Here is a 23,346-nt window from a genome sequence, read left to right as displayed (position 1 = left end):
TAACTTTTTTGTATTTTGTTAAAAAAAACGATCAACATGAAGTCAACACTAACCTACATCGTATTATCAATAGTTTTATTTTCCGCCTGTAAACAAACCAACAAAAACAACACCCTTACCCCTTCAGAAGAAAAGGACGGGTGGCAGTTGCTCTTTAATGGGAAAGATCTTAACAATTGGCATATTTACAATCAAGGCAATCAACCCTCAAAATGGGTTGTTAAAGACGAAGAAATTCTATGCGATCCTACCGTAAAAACAGGAATATTTGGAGATCTAATTTCCAATGAAACTTATCAAGATTTTGAATTAAAGTATGATTGGAAAGTTGCCAAAGGGGGAAATAGCGGTGTATTTATTGATGTGCAGGAAGACAAAAAATATGATGCTACTTTCGTTACAGGTTTGGAGATGCAACTTTTAGACAATGGCAATGCTGAATCTCGTCATCAAGCAGACTCTACACATTGGGCGGGGTGTCTTTATGCTGTAAAATGCATAGGATCAAATTCAAAACCCAAACCCTTCAATGAATGGAATGAATCTCGTATTGTACAAAATAAAGGAAAGGTTAGTTTTTGGTTGAATGGTCAACTCACTTTCGAAAATGTGATCAATACAGAAGAATGGAAAAATTTAATCGCGAAAACCAACATGAAAAATTATCCAGATTTTGGTCTATTTCAAACTGGAAAAATTGCATTGCAGAATCATACAGATGCCGTTTCATTTCGAAATATCAAGATAAAAGTATTATAAAAAGAGAAGAGCGGGATAATCCCGCTCTTCTCTTTTTATCTGAAATCATTAATACCCAAACAACTCATCCAAAGTTAGTTTTTTAACTTCTCCAAGTTTTTGCAAATCTTCCAGTTTCACATTTTCATCTTTTGCAACAATACAGTAAACGTAAGGTTTCTGGCTCATTTCTTTATTATGGAAAGCTTTTAAGTCTACAAACGTTAACTTCGGAGCTTGCTCATAGATCTCTTTACGAATATCTGTTGAAAGCCCCAATCGTTGTGCTGTCAAATAATTTGACAATATTCCTGCATTTGTGACACGGTCACTAGCCAATGATTTCACTAAACTCACCTTTGCAATTTCTAATGCTTTTGGCGCATCTGGTAAATCATTCAGTAACTCATTCATTCCAATGACAGCTTCGTTAAATTTATCAGCTTGTGTTCCCACATAAGCCCCTACTGAATAACGATTTTCCTTTTTCGCTGGAACACCAAAATAGGCATATGTAGAATATGCTAGTGCTTTTGATTCTCTAATCGTTTGAAAAACAATACTGCCCATACCTCCCCCAAAATAGTTATTAAATAAAGAAACAGTGGGACTATATTTTTGATTGTATAATTCAGCGTTTCTAAACCAAAACACTTCCGCTTGTTTCATATCAAAGTTAGCAAACAGCACTTGATTTGTAGGAGTTGGTAATTCTTCAAAATTGATTGCTTTTTGAACGGAACTAAAACTAGTATTTGTATTTAATGGTTTCAAATCAGCTACTAATTGGTTCGTTGTTTTTGGCCCATAATATAGAATTTGGTGTTTTGTATTTGCTAATTCGTGCAATAGATTGACTAAATCTGATGCTTTAATAGTACTTAGTTCCTCATCTGTTAAGACATTATTAAACGGATTTTTAGCACCATATTTGGCATAGGATTTAAGCCCTTCCATAATTGCATTTTTATTTTCCTTCGCATTTGTCCTTGATTTTTTCAAACGAACAATATAAGCTTCCAATGCCCCTTGATCAGCCACACTGTTTTTCAACAAATCTTGAATGAGTGTAACCGTTTTTTCAAAATTTTCATTCAGTCCTGAAATATTAATTCTTGTCTCTTCATTGCCAGAAGTAACAGAAAAATCTGAAGCCAACTTATAGAACTCTTTACTGAAATCTTCACTCGATTTATCTTTAGTACCCAAAAATTCTAAATAATTTGCTGCTATAACTAATAATTTATTATTCCATTTTCCCATATCATAACGATAGGTCAAACTAAATAATTCATTATCTTTATTCTGAACAGCCAAAACATCCACACCTTTTAAACTAGCCTTTTGAATATCTTTATTATAATCTAACCATACCGGTTTGATTTCATTTTCAGGCATTTCAGCAATCGTTTTTACAAAAAGTGATTGATCATTACGATTAACTGTTACTGGTGTAATTGGCGGCTTTTCCACCTTAACAACACTATTATCTACTCCCTTACGTTTATAAACAGCAACATAATTGCTGTTATTCAAATATTTAGAAGCAAAATCCATGATATCTTTCTTGGTTATTTTACTCAAATTATCAGCATAACTTAATTCTGTTGACCAGTCTACACCAGATGTAAAAGCATCCATCAATTCTTCTGCACGATTACTATAACTTTCATTTCTAGCAATTTCTGACTTCTTCTCATTATTGACAATAGAAGTAATCAAATCATCTGAAAAATCACCTTTTCTCAATTTCTCCATCTCCGCTAAAACCATTGCCTTAACATCATCCAAAGATTGTCCTTCACTTGGATTCGCCTGCAAAATCAGCATAGAATAATCTTTCAACACATAAGGAAATGCACCAGCACCCAATAGCTTTTGCGATTTCACTAAATCCAAATCAATCAGACCAGCAGAACCATTCGCCAAGATATTACCCAGTAAATTCAACATCTGCGCATCTTTAGTTGCTGCTCCTGGGAAACGGAATCCCAAAAATAAAAATTCAGAACCTGGTCCTTTTACCTCTCTTACAACGGGCTGTGTAATCTCCTTCTCCGCATCAAATGTATATGCTGGAATTTGTTTTGGTTGCATGTAGCTAAATGATTGATCTATTTTCTTGACCACCTCATTGGGATCAAAATCACCTGACATAATCACACCCATATTATTCGGCACATAATACGTATTGAAATATTCTCGTATTGCCTTTAGAGATGGGTTTTTTAAATGTTCTACCGTTCCTATAGTGGTCTGCTTTCCATAATTATTATTGGGAAACATCGCTTCAAACATCGCCTCTACAGATTTCCGACCATCATCATCCAAACCTCTATTTTTCTCTTCATAAACAGCCTCTAATTCGGTATGGAAAAGTCTTAAAATAGGATTACGGAAACGTTCTGCTTGAACGGCAAGAAACTTATCTATAACATTATTTGGAATATCTTCTGTATAAACAGTTTGTTCAAATGAGGTGAATGCATTCGTTCCATCTGCGCCCATCTCACTCATCAACTTATCATACTCATTAGCGATAGCATACTTCGCTGCTTCTCCAGATACTTGATCAATTTGTTTATAAATTTCTTTACGTTTTGTCTCGTCTTTAGTAGAATTATACTGTTCATACAACGCATCAATTTGATCTAGCAAAGGCTTTTCTTTTGCCCAGTCTTTTGATCCATACTTATCGGTACCTTTAAAAAGCATATGCTCTAGATAATGCGCTAGACCTGTATGATCAGAAGGATCGGTTTTACTACCCGCCTTAGTCGCGATATAGGTTTGAATACGAGGCACCTTTTTAGAAGGACTCAAAATTACTGTCAAACCATTTTTTAAAGTATAAAAACGCGAATTAGTAGGGTCATTGCTTACGTAACGATACGAGTAGCCTCCCTCACTTGCTTCTTTCCAATCATACTTTTTTGTTTGTGCAAATGTGTTAACACTAGATAAAAAAACAAATGCTATTACAGAGATAGATTTAAAATTCATTCTTAATATAAGTTTATAAGATTCAATCAAATATATAAATGTTTTGAAGAATATATATATTAGACATATATAATTACTATAAAATTATTAAAACACTAATAAACAATATGTTTATATAAAAATTTATTAAATTTTAAAGGAGATGTTTCGTATTTAAGTTGAATTTCTACTGATGCATTAGAAGGATAGTAAAAAGTTGCATCAGCTTAGAACAGCATACAAAATATAAACGAAATGCATAATCTTCACTGATGTACTTCATTCTTTGAGTAACAGCTTCAAATACGTAAAAATCTTCCCACTGTGTTCCGCTTCGTGATAGTTCGCGGCTTGTAGTGCCTGAACATGATTTTTCACTTGAAATCCTATGGGTAACTCAAAGGGGTCATAGTTGACAAATAATCCGGATTCCAGATCTGATTCAAGGTGATTAACTGTGTCAATCAATAAATGTTTCACCTCATTAACATCTGGAGTGATTTTCCAAGAACCTGGAGACGATCCAATTTTAAAGGACTCCATGAATTCTTTAGATATATACATTGGTAATCCGCTACGCATATACATATGTCTCTGTTGAGAAGTAATACAATGACCAATTTGCCAAATTATATTATTGTTGAAACCCTCTGGAATTTTAAATAATATTTCGTAATTACTCGTTTCCATTAATTGCAATAACCTAGTCCTGCTAGCTCTTAAAATTTCGCATTCGAAACGTACATTAATCATTTAAATTGGTTTAAGTTCTTAATAACGGAAGAAGTCATAATATTCTCTAAAGTAAGCTTTTCGCATTAAAGTTCAAACTTTACCTCCTTTTAAGAATCCATGTGCAAAAATTATATTGACTGATTGTTTATGATACGCTTCACAAAGCCAAGCAAGGCTGTTTAAAGGCATACCTGTTCTATAGTACTACTAATGTGAAGACCTAGATGTTTCGTCCTCTGTCAAAAAAACGATCGTTTTGTGACATGTACTTTTGGATTCGTTTTAATAATAAAGTTTCAACTAGAATCTCTTATATAACATTATTCTCTTATGACCATCCGTAAATTATTTAATCAGCAATTGAACGGATTTATTAGAAGAAAAAACTAAATGGGCTCGAATCATAAAACAGCCTTTATACTACTATTAAGATCGATAAAATTTTCAGCTAAAAAATACAAATCCTCTTTACAGACTGTAAAAAAGGGTTTGTGGAGGCTACTGGGTTCGAACCAGTGACCACTTCCGATGTATCGGAATGCTCTGAACCAGCTATTATTTAGCCATTGATCAGTGCCTCAATCTTTATTCGGCTTTTCCAAGATTTAAGAATTTTTTCTCTAGCCAGAGCTTCTGATTTTGAAATATATTCTTCTCGGTATACAACAACCCAATCCTGCGATCGGCCTGTAAAGCCTTTCTTATGTGCTACATTATGACGACGTAACCGCTCAGTTAAATCAGAAGTTATACCAATATAATAACGACCGCAAAGAACGGAATACAAGATATAAACGAAATACATAATTGGTCTAAAATGAAAAAGCATCGATAAATCGATGCTTTTTTGTGGAGGCTACTGGGTTCGAACCAGTGACCCTCTGCTTGTAAGGCAGATGCTCTGAACCAGCTGAGCTAAGCCTCCTTTAAGTATTTTTGAAACACTTCTGTTTGGTGGAGAATACTGGGTTCGAACCAGTGACCCTCTGCTTGTAAGGCAGATGCTCTGAACCAGCTGAGCTAATTCTCCTTTTTACATTTAACAGAACAATCTTTTGTGCCAACGAGCACTTTCGATATTTGTTTGGTGGAGGCTACTGGGTTCGAACCAGTGACCCTCTGCTTGTAAGGCAGATGCTCTGAACCAGCTGAGCTAAGCCTCCTTCTTAGTTCCAGATACCTGAAATATCTTTCCCTAATTGCGTGTGCAAATATAGTTCAAAATTTCGACTCTCAAAATTATTTCAAAAGTTTTTTACCGCTAAAACCGCAATTCACTAGAATCCACGTAAATAATTTTAATTATTTTAGTCATAGAATTTCCAGGAAACTCCAAATCTAATATTGGCATCATTCATCGGATAACGACGAACAGTATAATATCCCTTTGGCATACCTAAATATTGATTTACAAAATTACAACTCAAGAATAGTGTTACACGTTGTATATTTGCTGTTGTCCAGACATCGATAATCGGATACGTTGAAAATTCAAGACCTACATTATTATTATAAAACTGGCCTGAATTTATCGAATATGAAGGGGTATTAAATGGTGTGTTAAATTTGGCATCAATACCAATATTGAAATCAACCACTTTATAAAGCATATCATTATAGTATAAACTATGCCAAGTATAAATCTCTGGAATAGCTAAAATATCCTGTTGATCTGTTTTTTGATAAACAACTAAATTATCCAGCGTAAATTTTCTAAACTTAAACTTTTGACCTACCGATACCTTCAACAGATTAGCTGAAGATAACTGGGCGGGCTCTATTAATTTAGAAAAGCGTGCATCATTTGTAGGATTATCAATTTCTTTAAAATAAAGATAGTTGTCCATCAAAAAGTATTCAACCTTACCCTTAAAACCAATTTTCGGATTGCTATATTGAAAAGCTAGATTTTGGGTTTTACTTTTTTCAAAATCACGATCCCATTGATGGTAAGTATAATTCAAGCGGTTAAATACCATCTCTGGAGATTTATTTTGAGAATAAGCCGAAAGTGTTATTTTTCCAACATTCGAACTCAGTAATAAATCAGCTTTGGCTTCATATAAGTAATCTCCAAAATTATGTCCTAAAACAATTTGGTTTACATTAGCAGTAACATTCACCCGATCGGAGAACTTATATCCTAGTTCACCTTTTAATGTTCCATTTTGATAAAATCGATTGTTGATGCCGCTATCGGTATACCAATACATATCATGTTGGAAGGCTAAATTCAACCTTGCTTCGTTCTTAAAAATTGACTTCCCTCTCAAATAAAAGTTATATTCAAATTCATTCGAAATTGAAGTAATTTTGGTAGTATCTGTACTTAACATTGATCCACCATAAGGAAATGCACCATTTCCATCGGTCTCATTCTTAAAAAAGTTGTATTTCTGAACACGGAAAGAAGTATTGTGTGCAATACTATTTGTTGGATAAATCTGCATAGTAGGTTTGCCCGCATCAACGGTATCCAGACGTCCCATAAATAGGGACTGACGAATGAAAAAAGAATTATCTCGCCATTGATTTCGAGGTCTATTTGCCCCTGTTCCATTTAAACGTACGATATATCGATCAGAAGATTGATTCAAAGAGTCCTTAAAGATATCGTTAGCGACTACAGAACCATTTTCAGTTGCATCTAATTTATTAAAAACAAGATTAGTCAATAAGTTATAACGATGATTCTTGGATTCATACCAGGCAAACAAAGCCGATTTTATATCCGAATATTTTTGATTGGTATAATATCCGTCAGCTTTTGTTGCATGAAACTCGCCTCCAATATTGAGTCTTGGATTTATGTTTTGAGCTAATCGTGTTCGAAATACTTGGTCATCAAAGAAAAATCCAACAGCATAAAGTTCAGAAAATCGAGCTCTAGCTCTAAAATATTGTATGGAATCCGGACGATATAATGTCCGTTCTAAGCTATGAAAACCACTCTGAAAACCAATAGATTTACTCGGTTGAAACAATAAATCTCGAGTAGCTAAACCATAAGAACCTAAATTAATACTAGGGTTCCAGGGTAAATTCTGCTTATTATAATATTGAAGATTTTGGTGTGATGTATCGATTTGAGTTGTGTAAGTCCCCTTTTTCATCATATCCAATGTTGTATATCGAATATATTTGGCTGACAAAATAACTGAATCCTGTTTTGAGTCTTCTTTTGCTCTAGCCGAATCTAAAGCACTACTCCATTCATCATTACTTTGGGCCTGAACTTGATTTATGAGACCAAGAATACAACAAAAAATCGCTAAAAAGCGCAGAAATACCTTCATTTATATTTGAACTAGCATTGTTTAAAATTATTGCAAAGCTATCAATTCTTTCAAAATTAACGTCATTTTAGGTTCAGCTTTTGCGGCAACATCGATGATCTCTTGTAAAGAGACGGGTTTTAAATCGTCATGAAATCCTTCATCAGTAATCACAGAGATAGCAAACACGGGTAAATTCATGTGATTCGCCACAATAACTTCTGGGACAGTACTCATACCCACAATATCACCACCAATCAGTCGCATGTAACGATACTCTGCTCTAGTTTCCAAATTTGGTCCTGTTGCAGATACATATACTACCTTATGGGCACGAATTCCTTTATCTGTAGCAATAGCCAAACCCTGACGAATGAGTTCGCGATTATAAGGCTGGCTCATATCAGGAAACCTTGGACCAAATTCTGCTAAATTTGATCCTCTTAAAGGATTATCAGGTAATAAATTGATATGATCTTCAATAATACCTAAATCCCCTTTCAATATATCTGGATTCAAGGAACCTGAAGCATTCGAAACAAAAAGCTTTTTAATGCCCAAGACTTTCATTATACGGATAGGAAATGTAATTTCCTGCATATCATATCCTTCATAATAATGAAGTCTACCTTGCATGGCTACTACTTTGCGACCATTGAGCGTTCCAAATATTAGTTTACCAGAGTGAAATTCGACTGTAGAGATAGGAAAGTTAGGAATGTTGGAATACATAAGCGAATATGCAACGTCAATCTCATCCACCAATTTACCTAAGCCAGTGCCTAATATAATTCCAAATTCAGGCTCAAAATCGCCTATTTTCTTGCGGATAAATCCTGTGGTTTCTTCTATCAATTGATACATACGTACAAAAAAACTAATTTAATCAAACTTAACTTAATTTTTTTGCACGTACAAATCACTTAACTTTTTTTAATTATGCGAAAGTTCTCTTGTAGAAGCCTTTCCTGGAGAAGTAATGAACAATAATAAAAAGGTAATGAGGCCATTGATAATAATTAAATCTAGTCCTATTACATAAGGTGTATAAACTTCGATAACGTAAGTCTTCAAGACATACAAAATAACTGGCGAGATCACACAGATAAATGGCACCCATTTATCTTTAACAGCGTATTTCGTTAATATGCCGAAGACAAATAAGCCTAATAAAGGTCCGTATGTATAACTAGCAGCAGTAAAAATCGCATTGACAACCGAATCATTATTAATCAATTTGAACACTAAAATCACCAATAGCATGACGATTGAAAATCCAAAGTGTACATAGTTACGTTTCTTTACCAGTATTGGATCATTTGGATTCTCCTTTTTATTGAAATTTAAGAAATCTATACAATAAGAAGTCGTTAAAGCAGTCAAAGCGGAATCAGTAGTCGCAAATGTAGCTGCTGTCAATCCCATCATGAAAATAATGGCAGGAACAAGCGTCAGATGATTTAAAGCAATTTCAGGATACAAATAATCGCGCGTTGCAAGTTTTGATACATCGATTCCATTTTTTGCAGCATAGATATATAAAAGAGCTCCAACGGCCAAAAAGAAGATATTGATCACCACAAATACACTGGTGAACGTAATCATATTCTTTTGAGCCTCTTTGATTGTACCCATAGAAAGATTCTTTTGCATAAGATCTTGATCTAGACCAGTCATCGCAATTGTTACGAAAATACCTCCTAAAAATTGTTTCCAAAAATTCGCTTTACTACCCACGAAATCGTCCCAGAAGAAAATTTTAGAATAACTACTTTCTTTTACCGCTTCAAAAGTGTCCACAATTCCAAAACCAAGTCCTTTTGCCATAAAGAAAATTGACAAAATAACCGCAGTAATTAAGAACGTTGTTTGTAAGGTATCCGTAACAATAATTGTCTTAAGTCCACCTTTATTTGTATATAACCAAATTAAAATCAGACAGATCACAACAGTAACAACAAAAGGCACATTCCAAGCATCAAAGATAAAGTGTTGCAATACGATGGCAACCAAGTATAAACGAAAAGCGGATCCAATCGTTCTTGAAACTAGAAAAATTGCTGCTCCTGTTTTATACGTCGTATGTCCAAATCGTTCTTCTAAATACGTGTAAATAGAAGTTAGATTCATCCGATAATACAGGGGAAGCAAAACATAGGCGATAATTATAAAACCTACTGCATTACCCAATACGAATTGAAAGTAACTGAACTCAGAAGCACCAACAGCACCAGGTACAGAAATAAAGGTTACACCAGACAGTGCCGTACCGATCATACCAAAGGCAACCATATACCATTTTGAATTGCGATTAGCAACAAAGAAAGTCGAATTGTCTGAAGACCCCTTTGATGTAAAATGTGCTACAGCAAGCAAAACAGCAAAGTAGATGATTAAAAAAGATAATAAAATTATTGGTGACATAAGTTTGTTTTATAATTAGGTTATGTGTTTAATGTGTTTCTTGGTAAGTTTCAATAGCTTGGCGAACATTACCAAATTTCTCCAATAAATCTGTTGCCTCTGCTTCTGTTGCATTCGTTTCATCCATAATAATACGAACACCACGTGCCACCAACTTATGGTTGGACAATTGCATGTCCACCATTTTATTTCCTTTCACACGACCTAATTGAATCATGATAGAGGTACTCAACATGTTTAACACTAATTTCTGAGCTGTACCTGCTTTCATACGTGTAGAACCAGTAACAAACTCTGGCCCTACAATTACTTCTATTGGAAATTGAGCTTCCGCAGCAATCACTGAGCCTCCATTACACACAATACAACCTGTTGCTAACCCTGCAGCATTTGCCGCCTTTAGACCACCAACGACATATGGAGTCGTACCCGAAGCCGCAATGCCAATAATAACATCTTTCGCATTGATGCTATACTCTGATAAATCTTTCCACGCCTGTTCCATATCATCTTCTGCGAATTCTACCGCTTTTCGAATCGCTACATCACCCCCAGCAATTAGGCCGATAATCCAGTCAAATGGAACACCGTATGTTGGAGGACATTCTGAAGCATCCAAAATCCCTAATCGTCCACTAGTACCAGCACCAATATAAAAAACACGACCTCCATTTTTCATTTTAGCTACACATTCATTTACAAGTACCTCTATTTGAGGAATAGCTTTCTCCACAGCAATCGGAACTGTTCTATCTTCGTTATTAATATTGGTTAACAACTCCAAAACAGTCATTTTTTCTAAATCTTGGTAATTCGATTCTTTTTCGGTTGTATTTATCATTCTATAGTGTAATTATCCTTAATTCTATTGTAACAACGTTCGAATATCAACAAATTGATATCCTTCTGTTTTTAATTGATCTATCATTTTACCCAAATGATCATAAAATTTATCCTTCCTACGCGCATCAGTACCCATATGTACTAGGATGATGAATCCATTTAAACCATCTGCCTTTTCATTTTCTTTCCAAATTCCTTTTTCGATATCTGCTGATGAAAGATATTTTTTGCCCATTTCTGGATATGTGTAATCGGCAGCTGTACGCAAACCTGGCGTATAATTAACAGGAATATACCCCATCTCTTTACTCCATGCGACAATATCTTTGTTATACCATTCGTATGAAGGTATATAATATTTATTGTCATTTACTCGAAAACCTAGTTTTTCCAATTCCCTAAAATTCGCTTCCAAATCATGTACAAACGAATCTTTTGTCACTAATAAACCAGCTCGATCTCCCCAATCACTCACTAGCAAATGTTTATCTGAATGAGCAGAAATATAATGATTATTTCTTTTTATTTCGATTACTAGGGGACGAAATTTTGGTTCTCTTAAGAAATCTCCCGTCAAAAAAAATGACCCTTTTACAGATTTATTTTTTAATGTTTTGAGAACTTTCAATCCCCCCTCTGCTAAATCATGTCCAGTGAAAACAAGCGCTATTTGTTTTAGCGAACGATCGCCTCTAACTACCGCACCATAAGCATCCACAACTACTTTTTTCCTTGAGGCTCCTCCAGTGCCTTTTGCTCCTGAGAAGCCAGCAGATAAATCAGCGAAGCAGTCCCATCCATTGTCGGTTCATTCGTACTATAATCACCGTAATCATCATGATAAACAACCAGATTACTCTGGAAAGCTTGATATGGATCTTCATTGACTAACTTGATACCAATCAAATTTCTATATGTAGAAGTCATAATCGGCCCATCAACCAATCCCCCATCTATCGGAAAATTCTTTAAATGAGTAAAAGCAGAATGTGGATTTACTGGAGTATCTCCCCACGCAGGCAAACCATATACCATACTTGTTCCCCAAGGATTGGTACCAAATAACCAATCTATATTTGCTTGTGCTAATTCATCAAATTGAGCATCATCTGTCAACTCTTTATACCATAAACATTGTATAGCAAAAGAAACAGTCAAATTGTTGCTGCACCAAATAAAAGGAACACCTCTATAAAATGCATTTTCTTTTGCTCGAGTAAAAACCTCTTCTATTCCCGATTTATAATATGAGACAATCTCCTCGCGATCATTGCCTTTTAATTGTTTCCCTAATTCGTAGTGACCAAGATTAATGAACGGATACCACTGATAATGTGCAGCAGTATCTGTGATCATCCAAGGTGTAATCTTTTCTTGGCGAGCATATTCGAAGGCATGTTTTAAAAACTTATTGTTCTTACTCGTTTCATAAAACATAGCACCTGCTAGTTCCATATCATCCACCCAATTATCCTCTGCATAAATATAAGGTGATTTCACAGATACTGTTTGTGTTACACCTGGCTTTATTAAAGCAAAATCGTAAGCAGTTTTTGCTTTTTTAGCTAACGTTTTCGCATATTTTTTATCCTTATTTTGAAACAAAGAACTACCTAAATGAAAGGCACTCGAAAATTTTGCTGCCGTAGAACTTGTGCCTGTCGTATTATTCATGAATTTACCACGTTGTTGTGGTTCACCATCAATAAAATAAACGGGTCTTTCAAATCCTCTTCCATAGAAAGGATCCTCTCCTGGCATTCTCATATTCGTATGATCACGATCATCCGCAATCTGATTAAATAGCAGGTTAGGAGCTGGATGCATCTTCAACAACCAATCTAGTCCCCATTTAGCCTCATCCAACACATCTGCCCGACCATTCTTTCCATCCAAGCCATTTGCTTGTTTTTGATCAGCAAATACCTTTGGAAAATCACGATAAGCAGCCAGCAAATGATAAGTCGCATTTGCGGATGTAGTCGAATATTGCAAATAATCTGAAGCATCATGCCAACCACCACCAGCGTCAATATGTGTACTGTCAGCAATTCCTACTCGACCAGCATGCATCGTAAACCCATCATGCGTATGACAACTATCTTTCAAATACGGATTAAAGAGCGTCCTTTGCTGACGCATATAACGAAGTGCAAAATCCGCAGCTCCTTTATAAACGTCTTTTCCAATCTTAAAAACAGGAGATTTTACATCTCCAACCACTAAATAATAAGAACCTGTATCACGATAAACAGAAAAATCAAACCTATAGCTTTGAATAAATGGCCCATAAGCACCATAATCTTTCCCTATCTTGTTTGAATATACACGCTTCTGAGTTTTTGCATCAATCAAGTCAAAACTTTCGTACTTTCCCTTTTCTTTCGAACCAAATACCGCTACTTTTATTCCTGCAGGTGTATATCCTAGCTGGTTTACTCGAATCCATGCTTGCTCCTGCGCTTTCGCAAAGCTAAAAACAAAACATGCAAAAACAAGCAAAAAAGTTAGATATAAATGTAATAAGTTTTGGTTATTTAATTTCATAATTAAGATTATTTATAATCTAAAATTTCAACTTAACTATTTTCCCATCCATTGTACTACAGATTAATCCATTTTTTCCGACAACTAACAGCGGGTTAATCATCCCATTTGAAATTTTATACTGCCATAATAAACGGCCAGATTTAGCATCTACAGCTGATAAGAGCCCTGAATGACTTGGCACAAAAACAACCTTACCATTTGTGCTGATAGCCGAAGGCGTTAATTCATAAGGAAGTTTCAATGTAGATTTCCAGGAGATTTCCATATGATTCTCTCGTGCTGAAACTCCCAACAAATCACCATCCATTGTTTTCACATAAACATATTTATGATCTAAAGATAAACCCATAGATTCTCGCACTCGAATCGTATCTCTTTTTTCTCGCCAAATAACCCGTCCATCTTTAGCATCTAAAGCTGTCATGAAACGATCTGGAGCAACAACAAAAACTCTATTATTTACCGCAACTGGGTAACAAGCTGCTGCAGAAAACATGCGATTCGATTGTCCATTATTCCATTCCCATACTAAGGCGCCCGTTTTGGCATTTAATGCATAAAATCCATTACCCCATGATCCAAAAATGATCAGACCCTTATAAAACGTTGGCAAAGTAGACACATAACCTTTCACATTTTTAAAATCCCACTTTTGCTGTCCAGTAGTCACATTTAAAGCTCTAAAAACACCATCAGATCCACCGATATAAACAGTATTGTTATGAATTAAAGGAGAACCAAGTACGGCTTTCTCCGTGGCAATTTTCCATTTTAATGCACCATTTTCTGCATTTAGACCATAAATATAATGATCCGAAGAACCAGCCACAACGATACCATTACTCACTGCTGGGGTTGAATAAACTTTACCCCCTGTTTTGAATGACCACTTCTTCTTACCCGTCTTACTATCTAAAGCAAAAATATCTCCTGAAGTATTTGCGGTAATAACTAAATCGCGATAAAGAGCCATTCCTGCTCCAATATCACTAGCATCTTGAAATGCCCAAGTTTCCGAAACAAGGTTTGCATATTTTTTATTGACAGCATAATTAGGTCTAGGATAGCTTCCTTTGTCCGATTCAAAATGATGATTTTTCAACGGTATAACAGCCCAAGGGTTTAAGTTTGTCCCATTTGCTAGTCTTTCTTGATAGGTTGCTTTATCCGAATCTATTGTTACAATATTATAGCCCCCAAACTCTTTATTAGCACGCAAATTAGATCTTCCCATTACACCAGGAATGCCTTCCCAATTGTACATTTTATTTGTATGACCATGTCCACACAATGCCAATTGCACATTTCTTGTTTTCACACGATCCAACGCTTCAAACCAATTATTTAAAGAAGAGTCCTGAGGATAATGATTGATATAGATTAAAGGGGTATTTTTATCTGGATTGGCATTAAATATAGAATCCATCCACACTAAATTTTCTCTAGGGATTTGTCCTGGACTCATGCGCATATTAGGTCCTGAGTTTGTCCCCAGAAACATGAATCCTTTATGTTTAAAAAAGAACGTTTCCCCTCCAAAAACACGACGAAACGTATTTGCCCCATTTTCAGACCAATTACCATCATGATTACCTGGAATGACATACCAAGGTAATTGCAGGCTATCCAATATCTGTTTTGCCAATTTTAACTCATGATCCGCACCAAATTCTGTGATATCACCCGATAAAATAACAAAATCAATACCTTGTAATGTGTTGAGATCCTTAACCGTTCGTCGTAAATCGTCTGCTCCAGTACCACTACCAACATGTGTATCTGTCACATGTGCAAATTTGAAAGATTGCCCTTTTGAAATGCTAAAAGCAAAAATCAGCGCAATAATAATCAAGTAGGTTCTTTTTATCATCATAGGAATTAAATCGTATCGTAAATATACTTGAAAAAAATATAAATAATGCATGTTTGTGCAATTTTATATATATTTTAAAAGCAAACAAGCAAATTAAAATCAATGCACCTAACTCGTCTATACAAAAACGAGCCACCTAAATAGATGGCTCGTTTTATTTAATTAATTAGGTCATTGATTTGATTACCAACCTTTTGTTTGACTTAGCTTATATCCTTTTGCACTATATTCATTCACCTGCTCTAGTCCAACAGGAGACATATAAGAACGATCGGTAAAAGGTTCACGATTTTGAACATCTTCTACGCGGTAGAAACCTACGATCTGATCGCCATTTGTACCATCATAAGTTATGGTATTACCATTAGCATCTACAACTTTCAACAAATTTTTCTTACTTGCATTCAATAATGCAGGTATATCTTGTGCAGCATTAATCCATGGGCCCAAGAAGTAATCATTATTCTTGCTAAAATCCATGTAATTCAATTTCTTCCAGCGCTTGATATCCAACAATCTCAACCCTTCAAACACAAATTCCATTCTACGCTCACGACGGATTTCCCACATTAACGCCGAAACATCAGCATCTCTAGCAGGATCATTCGCAATAGCCCCCAGCATCAAAGGAGCTGTTTTCTTCACGCCCTTAGCAGTAGCAACGGCATCCAATGGACGATTACGGATGGCATTGATCGATTTATCCACATCGCCTTGTGTTACGGCCGCAGCACCAAAACCTTCCACTAAAATTTGTTTTGCCTCAATCCAGTTTAACACCACCTCAGCTAAACGAATGACAGGAGCATCAGAAGTATTGGTATTGGATGACCAAGCCGCTGGATATGTTTTTCCTAAATAAGACAGTGCTTCGCGAGATGCAAACTTAAATGCATAAAACAAGGTAGAAGACGACGTTAACGGTTTTTCATAAAATGTAGCTTCAAATCGTGGATCACGAGTTAACGCTAAATCTTTAAGACTAAAACTATTTGCATTTGCTACAGATGAGCTTTGAAAAGGTTGTCCATCATTACAGATAAATGATTTCACCAACATTAGGTTCGCCGCATTTCCCTGTCCTTCTGTACCATTACTATATGAACCTACACTGTGGGTAGCACTTTTACCACTGTCATAGGCTCTATATAAAATAACCTCCTTATTGCTACTTAAATCTTCTGAAGCAAATAAACTTTTGAAATCACTTGTAAAGCTATAACTACCCGAATTCATCACAACTTCCGCTGCCTTTTGAGCCATTTCCAAATATTTCTTTGCGCGATCTTTGTCCAAATTATGGTAGTACAGATATGATCCTTCAAACAGCATCAAACGCGAAATAAAAGATGCCGCAACATATTTATTCAGATACTGTTTACCATCATTGGCACGCATATTATCCAAAACATACTGAAAATCATCGTATACATGATCCATCACAACAGCACGGCTATCGCGATCTTTATACATCAATTCAACATCGGTATCTTTCAGCTCCTTATCAAAGTAAGGAACATCTCCAAACACTTCTACTAAACGACTATATTCAAAACCTCTGAAGAATCGAGCCACAGCTGTCCAATGACGATAAGTTTCATCATTAATATTTGGTTTTGTCTTATTTTCTATTCGATCAATAAAAATATTGGCTCTCCGTACATAAGTAAAACTCCAGGTAGGCCCCGAATATTGTCTTAACATATCAGGTGTTTCCATCAATGCAATTGTGCTTGAGTATTGATTTTTCCGTGAAGTGGGAACAGAATTTTCAAAGTTATCCTGGATATTCTTTTTTGTTAAGTCATCGGAAAAATTATATCCTGTTACTGGCGCAAATGCAGTTGCAAAACCAGTATTATAACCTGTAAAGTAATTCGGATAAAATCCATTTGCATATAAGCGCAGGGCTAATTCATTCCCCCAACCTTTTTCATCTTCTAGACTTGTTAGTTGATTGCGATCTAGCACATCTTTATTACACGATGATAGCACCAGAGCAGCCCCTAAAGCCAGAAATACTATTTTTTTTGTAAATTTCATTGTCGTAAATTTTAAAAATTAACTTGAACACCAAAAGAAACGGATTTAAACATAGGTGTACCAACACCTGTTCTACCTGAATTATAGTTTGTATCATTAAAGATAGAGAAACCATTAATTGCTTCTGGATCTACAGGCAATCCATTCAAATGATCAAATGTAAAGAAGTTTTCAAGTGATGTATATACTCTGGCAGACTTAATAAAAGCTTTATTCACGAATGAAGCTGGTAATGTATACCCCAATGTGATATTTTTAACACGCAAATAGGACATATCCAATAAATAACGTGATTGTTTCACCATATTGTTAGCATCATTACTTGCTGCATTATTGTACGCCCGTGGATAGAAAGCTTCCAAATTATCAGCTGACCAGAAATTATCTGCAATAGCGGATGGCATTGCACCATCTGAAGCATTATACCCAGGGATCGTTAAGAAACCATTTCCCCATATTTGACGTTTTCCTACACCCTGGAAGAATGCTGAAAAATCAACTCCTTTATAGTCTAATCCTAAACGGAATCCATATTCATAACGAGGCGTTTCATTACCAATAAGCTCTAAATCACCATGATCATCAACTGTACCTGCACCTGAATTAATCTGTCCATCACCATTCAAGTCAGCAAATTTAACATCACCAGGACCAAATCTAAAGTTACTATTTGTCGGGAATGTATTGTATGCAGCATTCGGATCGCTCAGTTTATTCATCACCTTACCCTCGACAGTTGTTGTCACCAATTTACCGTCAGCTCCATATTCAAAATCTCCTGCTTGGTATAGCCTATCAGTACGATACCCCCAGATCTCTCCTACTTTTTTTCCATTATAGAAATTGCTTAACACTCTGGTATCTGTATATTTTAAGATCGTTGTCGTTGCATCCGAGAATGTTCCTCTTAAATTTACACCTAATCCATTCTCAAATCGATGATTGAAATCCAACGCTAATTCATAACCTTGTGTACGCAATGCACCAAAATTACCTTGTGGAGCAGGGGCACCAAATGTTGCACTGACATCCCCACTTGGAACAATCATATTTTTGGTATCTCTTCTGTACCAATCGAACACGATTCCAAATTTATTCTTGAACATCCGCATATCCACTCCAAAATCGGTCGTTTCAATTTTTTGCCATTTCAATTCATCACGAACGGCAGACGGTGCTCCAATGCTGTACAGGCGACTTCCATCACTACCTAACCAAGCCAAATCTCCACCAATCATTGTGGAAGTATATAAACTTGGAGGAACCGTCTGATCTCCGATGGAACCCCAAGAACCTCTAAACTTCAATTGATTCAACGCAGGCTTAGCCCATTCCATAAAACTTTCTTCAGATGCTACCCAACCTGCTGAGAAGGATGGAAACCATTGCCATTTTAAGTCTGTAGGAAACTTCGAAGCACCATCATAACGGATATTTGCTTCCGCCAAATATTTGTTTTTGTAAGCATAATTAACACGACCAAAATAACCTAATTGTGCTTCCCATGACGCGTCTCCTTTAGCCTGTTGAGCTGCGGTATTCACACCAAAACCTAATTGTGGATTTTCAATATCTAGCAAATTAAATGTCTGCGAAGAGTTCATATTATAATCCAATGTCACGCGATTGATACCCGCAATAAACTTGAATTCATGGTCATCACTGACATTTAAATTATACGTCGTGAATGCATTAATTGTATTATTCCGACGAGCTCCTGAAGCCCTTAAGTAATGATCGGGATTCGCTCCATTAGCTGTATAAGTATAATAATTAAGGTCGTAAGCAGGCATAGCACCTGCAGCACCTGCATCTACAACTTGACCGTCAGCATTTACATATACCAGATTACCTCCTGTGTTTTTACGAGGAACACCAGCAACCCAAGAATCTGCGGCAGTAAAACGCGTACCTGGCTGAGTCGTAATTTCTTCTTGATTAGAGAATGTATAGTCAAAATCGACCTTCCAGTTTTTCATGATATTAACGGTCGCACCTAAGTTCAGGTTAATATAATTATTTTGGAAACTCGCTGTATTTGCCGAGGAAATTTCACTCCATGGGCTGCGAATCTTGTGGCCGTTTTCATCCAGTCCCATAGGATATAAGGAACTCCAACGGTAAAGATATAACCATGGATCTGCAGTTGTTGAGTTTGTTGTATATGGATATTCTTTCTTCCTTCTGGAAACCATGGCACCACCACGAACGGTTAGGTATTTGTTAATCTCTGATGATAAACGCAATGCTGCATTTGCTCTACTGAATTTATCGTGGTCGGTAGGTTTCATCATACCAGACTGATTCAATAACCCCATGCTTAACGTGTAATTCGTTTTACCCGATGTTCCATTGATACTTAAATCGTGCTGAGAAGTTGGAGCTGTTTTACGGATCATATAATCTTCTGGATTATAGGTTCTCACCCCATATTTTTTGGTGGGCTCAGCAGGATTAACATACCAATCGCGTCCATATACGGTAGGATCATCTGCCCCAATTGAATTTCCATATTTTTGTTTCCAATCCAATGCTCTTTGATAACTTTCTCTGTTGATTTTATAAAAAGCACCCGTTTCTGATTCCCCTACACGTTCAGCAGCTTCCAATGAATATTTTAAGGCATTTACATCCCCCATATTATAGTCTACAGCCGAATTTTGAAAAGAGAAGTTATTCGAATAATTGATATTAAATTTTTCACCTCCCTGCGCACCTTTTTTGGTTGTAATCAATACAACACCAAAAGCCGCTTTAGAACCATAAATAGAAGCCGCTGCTGCATCTTTCAATACAGAGATCGATTCCACATCTGCAGGATTAACCAATTGAATGCTTGGAATCTCCACATTATCCAATAAGATCAATGGACTTGATCCACCTGTGATAGATCCCATCTGACCACGGATTTTCATCACAGGATCAGAACCAACTTCACCACTCGGTACAACCACAGTTAAACCTGGCGTTGTTCCTTGGATACCACGCCCCACATCAGCAATAGCTCTTCCTTGCAAATTGTCTTTAACAGAAATTGAAGATACAGCTCCCGTTAAATTCCCTTTCTTTTGTGTACCATAACCAACAACAACAACCTCATCCAAAGATTCATTGCTTGATTCTAGGCTTACATTCATTGTATTCGAGACTACGACAACATCCTTTGTCGTATACCCAACAGATGTGAATCTCAGTTTACTACCAACTGCGGCATTAATTGTAAATTGTCCTTTCGAATCAGTCTTTGTGGAAGTAGTCGCTCCTACAACGGTTACGCTTACCTCAGCCATAGGGCCCTCAGGACCTGTCACAACACCCTTAACTGCATTCTGAAGTGCAGTTTTAGAGGAGGCTAAAAGCGATTGTGTTACTTGAGGATTATTTAAAATTCCTTCCTTTTTCACAAAGGAAAATGATTCAGAAGGAATACCCAATCCAAAAGCAATAGAAAATAGTATAAATTTTCTCATTGATTATCGAGTTAAAAAATAAATGATTTTTATATTAATGTTTAATTTGTCTTTATTCAAAATCAGGGTATAATAAATACTTTTTACGCATCTGTTTATATTCCTTTAAATCATCTGCCCAAGAAGCTCTGATTTGATCTTCTGTTTCACCTGCCATGATCTGTTTTCTTAGCTGATCAGTCCCTGCCAGCTTATCAAAAAATTCTGGTCTAGCAAAAAACGTTGATTTATCTGGTGTCTTATTATAGAAATCCAATAAGTAACTTAACGTAAATTTATGGGTAGCCGGAACGATATTTCGCAAGTCTACACCGTAATTAATAGCTCCTTTACCTTCAACATGTTTAGACATCCCATGACGATCTCCAGGAGTGAATGTGAATGATCCATATACAGGATTTGTATAACCAATGATTTGAAATGGCCAGTCTGTTCCACGTCCCACAGAAATATCCGTTCCTTCAAAAAGACAAAGTGATAAATACAAACGAACAGAAAGTTGGTTGGGTAAGCTAGGAGAAGGAATAACAGGTAGATCATACATCATCTTATGATTATATCCTTGAACAGGCACGATCGTTACATCACATTGTTTTCCATCCGCTAACCATTTTTCCCCATTAATCATTTTCGCTAATTCACCAATTGTCAAACCATGCACCATAGCTATTTTATGCCAAGAAACAGCAGATTTGAATTTATCGTCTTTACGAACAGGACCATCAACTTGATCTCCATTTGGATTAGGACGATCCAACACGATTAATTTTTTATTATATTTTGCACACAACTCCATTACCCGATGTAAGGAGGTGATGTATGTGTAAAAGCGAGCGCCAACATCTTGCAAATCAAAAATCATCACATCAATTGAATTGACAATGGAATCTTGCTTTTCATTGCCCCCATATAACGTATATAGTGGAAGACCCGTTTTTGAATCTACATCATTAGCAAATTTCTCCCCTCGTTCTACATCGCCGCGAAAGCCATGCTCAGGAGCAAAGGCAAATTTCAAATCTACTTTTTCACGCAACAATACGTCAACTAAATGCTCTTTAGATGCGCCTACGATGGAAGTTTGATTACCCATTATACCGACCTTCTTACCGTTCAATTTTGGTAAATAGCGCGATAATTGATCCGCTCCAGTAAGGACATGAGCGGGTTGATTCTTAGAGGTATTACCAATAATAGCTGATTTGCTAGCACATGAAATGAATGAAAGAATACTCGTAAATGCAAGAAATGCAAATAGCTTTTTCATAATTAATTTAAAAAATTGATGATAATGAAGTTTTCACCTATTATAAATAATAAATAACTTGAGATAAAAGTAAGTAGATGTTTTCGTTTTTTTTATTAAATCACTCACAAAAACGCAAAACAAGGTGAGTACTCACTTTTATTTCAAAAAAATCATCTTAACTATTTTTTAACTGTATTTAACTTAAAAAGTGTTAAAAAATATATAAATAGCTGAAAAATAATACAATATATATACATAAAATTTTTACAAAAATGAAACATAGTGTATAAAAAACACACAAATGAAACATTATTGTTACAATAAAACAACTAAGCACAAAACGGCATATATCATTGTGATAAAGAACAAAATAAAATAGATTTCCTATAATATTTATACATCCATAAAAACTCGTTAATTGTAAAAACCCGATTAAAAAAACAAAAAAAAGGAGCCTGACTGGGCTCCTTTAAAAACAAATCATTTTTTTATTATTTCGCTATAGCAGACAAGTGTAAATCTGTCAATCTTTTTCTCAATTTTACCATAAAGTCATTTCCAGGATCTGATTTACTGGTGATGTAGTTGGGATCTGTTTCTTTCCAATATTTTGTTTTGCGAAAAGCTGTATACTCATGATGACCTAAAACAAATTCAATTGGGTATTTCTTTTTTAACTGACGAATAAGTGCTTCGTTGGCATCCAATTGTGCTGTAGTGAGTGGGAACTTGTCTCCCCCTATATTCTCAATACCGATTGCACAATAATTTAAACCAATTGTATGTCTTGCAAACACCGTATCAGGAAGAAATTGGTAAATGGTGCCATCCCGATCAATAACATATTGGGAAGAAACATTCAAGGGACTGGCTTTTGTGAGCTCAGGCCTACCTGGTAATCGAACAGGATTAAAAGTAGCAAAGGTAGCCTTTACACTATTGTTTGCTGTCCAATGTACCACTATCATCGTTGGCTTTATAACAGCTTTTTCCTGTATAACACCATGTCGATTTTTCAAATAATCGAGTGACAATTGCTCTCGTTCCGCATTCCAAGTGATTGGTTTTTGAATGATTTTCGGTGTTTGGGCATAAATCCAAATTGGAAATATAGCAAAAATGAATTTCAAAAGATATTTCATATGAATATGTCTATTTATTTTA

The 23,346-nt window shown here is 35.7% G+C and carries 15 protein-coding genes and 3 tRNA genes; 1 reads left to right on the top strand and 17 read right to left on the bottom strand.

Going from position 1 to position 23,346, the window contains the following annotated elements; genetic code table 11:
• Nucleotides 1-36: 36 nt before the first annotated feature.
• Nucleotides 37-759, top strand: coding sequence for a DUF1080 domain-containing protein (locus LZQ00_RS17790; protein WP_234510597.1), 723 nt, complete (start codon nt 37-39; stop codon nt 757-759).
• A 48-nt stretch (nt 760-807) separates the two neighbouring features.
• Here the strand turns inward: LZQ00_RS17790 and LZQ00_RS17785 are convergent, their stop codons facing one another.
• From LZQ00_RS17785 to LZQ00_RS17705, 17 genes are all read right to left on the bottom strand, one after another.
• On the bottom strand, nt 808-3,741 hold the full coding sequence (locus tag LZQ00_RS17785; RefSeq protein ID WP_234510596.1) for a M16 family metallopeptidase: 2,934 nt from the start codon (nt 3,739-3,741) through the stop codon (nt 808-810).
• A 258-nt stretch (nt 3,742-3,999) separates the two neighbouring features.
• Nucleotides 4,000-4,473, bottom strand: a complete 474-nt coding sequence (locus LZQ00_RS17780) for a DinB family protein (protein ID WP_262910917.1) — start codon at nt 4,471-4,473, stop codon at nt 4,000-4,002.
• Nucleotides 4,474-5,014: 541 nt separating this feature from the next.
• Complete coding sequence (locus LZQ00_RS17775) at nt 5,015-5,260, bottom strand: GIY-YIG nuclease family protein (protein WP_234514829.1); 246 nt, start codon at nt 5,258-5,260, stop codon at nt 5,015-5,017.
• A gap of 45 nt (nt 5,261-5,305) precedes the next feature.
• A tRNA-Val gene (locus LZQ00_RS17770) sits at nt 5,306-5,380 on the bottom strand.
• Nucleotides 5,381-5,407: 27 nt separating this feature from the next.
• Nucleotides 5,408-5,485 (bottom strand) — tRNA-Val (locus tag LZQ00_RS17765).
• 55 nt (nt 5,486-5,540) lie between these two features.
• Nucleotides 5,541-5,618, bottom strand: a tRNA-Val gene (locus tag LZQ00_RS17760).
• Nucleotides 5,619-5,762: 144 nt separating this feature from the next.
• On the bottom strand, nt 5,763-7,751 hold the full coding sequence (locus LZQ00_RS17755; RefSeq protein WP_234510594.1) for a putative porin: 1,989 nt from the start codon (nt 7,749-7,751) through the stop codon (nt 5,763-5,765).
• 27 nt (nt 7,752-7,778) lie between these two features.
• Nucleotides 7,779-8,594: a purine-nucleoside phosphorylase gene (locus LZQ00_RS17750; RefSeq protein WP_234510593.1), complete on the bottom strand. Its 816-nt coding sequence runs from the start codon at nt 8,592-8,594 to the stop codon at nt 7,779-7,781.
• A gap of 69 nt (nt 8,595-8,663) precedes the next feature.
• Nucleotides 8,664-10,154, bottom strand: a complete 1,491-nt coding sequence (locus tag LZQ00_RS17745) for a sodium:solute symporter (RefSeq protein ID WP_234510592.1) — start codon at nt 10,152-10,154, stop codon at nt 8,664-8,666.
• Nucleotides 10,155-10,182: 28 nt separating this feature from the next.
• Nucleotides 10,183-10,995, bottom strand: a complete 813-nt coding sequence (gene murQ / locus LZQ00_RS17740; protein WP_234510591.1) for an N-acetylmuramic acid 6-phosphate etherase — start codon at nt 10,993-10,995, stop codon at nt 10,183-10,185.
• A gap of 24 nt (nt 10,996-11,019) precedes the next feature.
• The gene (locus tag LZQ00_RS17735) at nt 11,020-11,715 is read right to left on the bottom strand and encodes a polysaccharide deacetylase family protein (protein WP_234510590.1); all 696 of its coding nucleotides are present in this window, start codon (nt 11,713-11,715) and stop codon (nt 11,020-11,022) included.
• A gap of 2 nt (nt 11,716-11,717) precedes the next feature.
• Nucleotides 11,718-13,544, bottom strand: coding sequence for a glycoside hydrolase family 9 protein (locus LZQ00_RS17730; RefSeq protein ID WP_234510589.1), 1,827 nt, complete (start codon nt 13,542-13,544; stop codon nt 11,718-11,720).
• A gap of 19 nt (nt 13,545-13,563) precedes the next feature.
• Nucleotides 13,564-15,420 (bottom strand): PQQ-binding-like beta-propeller repeat protein, encoded by a 1,857-nt coding sequence (locus LZQ00_RS17725; RefSeq protein ID WP_234510588.1) that lies wholly within the window; start codon nt 15,418-15,420, stop codon nt 13,564-13,566.
• A gap of 183 nt (nt 15,421-15,603) precedes the next feature.
• A complete protein-coding gene (locus LZQ00_RS17720) occupies nt 15,604-17,463 on the bottom strand; it encodes a RagB/SusD family nutrient uptake outer membrane protein (RefSeq protein ID WP_234510587.1) in 1,860 nt (619 codons plus the stop codon).
• Nucleotides 17,464-17,474: 11 nt separating this feature from the next.
• The gene (locus LZQ00_RS17715) at nt 17,475-20,933 is read right to left on the bottom strand and encodes a SusC/RagA family TonB-linked outer membrane protein (RefSeq protein WP_234510586.1); all 3,459 of its coding nucleotides are present in this window, start codon (nt 20,931-20,933) and stop codon (nt 17,475-17,477) included.
• Nucleotides 20,934-20,985: 52 nt separating this feature from the next.
• A complete protein-coding gene (locus LZQ00_RS17710) occupies nt 20,986-22,200 on the bottom strand; it encodes an exo-beta-N-acetylmuramidase NamZ domain-containing protein (RefSeq protein WP_234510585.1) in 1,215 nt (404 codons plus the stop codon).
• A 473-nt stretch (nt 22,201-22,673) separates the two neighbouring features.
• Nucleotides 22,674-23,324 (bottom strand): N-acetylmuramoyl-L-alanine amidase, encoded by a 651-nt coding sequence (locus LZQ00_RS17705; RefSeq protein WP_234510584.1) that lies wholly within the window; start codon nt 23,322-23,324, stop codon nt 22,674-22,676.
• Nucleotides 23,325-23,346: the final 22 nt, after the last annotated feature.

The sequence above is a fragment of the Sphingobacterium sp. SRCM116780 genome (genome assembly GCF_021442025.1).
Lineage (GTDB): Bacteria > Bacteroidota > Bacteroidia > Sphingobacteriales > Sphingobacteriaceae > Sphingobacterium.
This window is presented reverse-complemented; position numbering and strand designations above follow the sequence as displayed.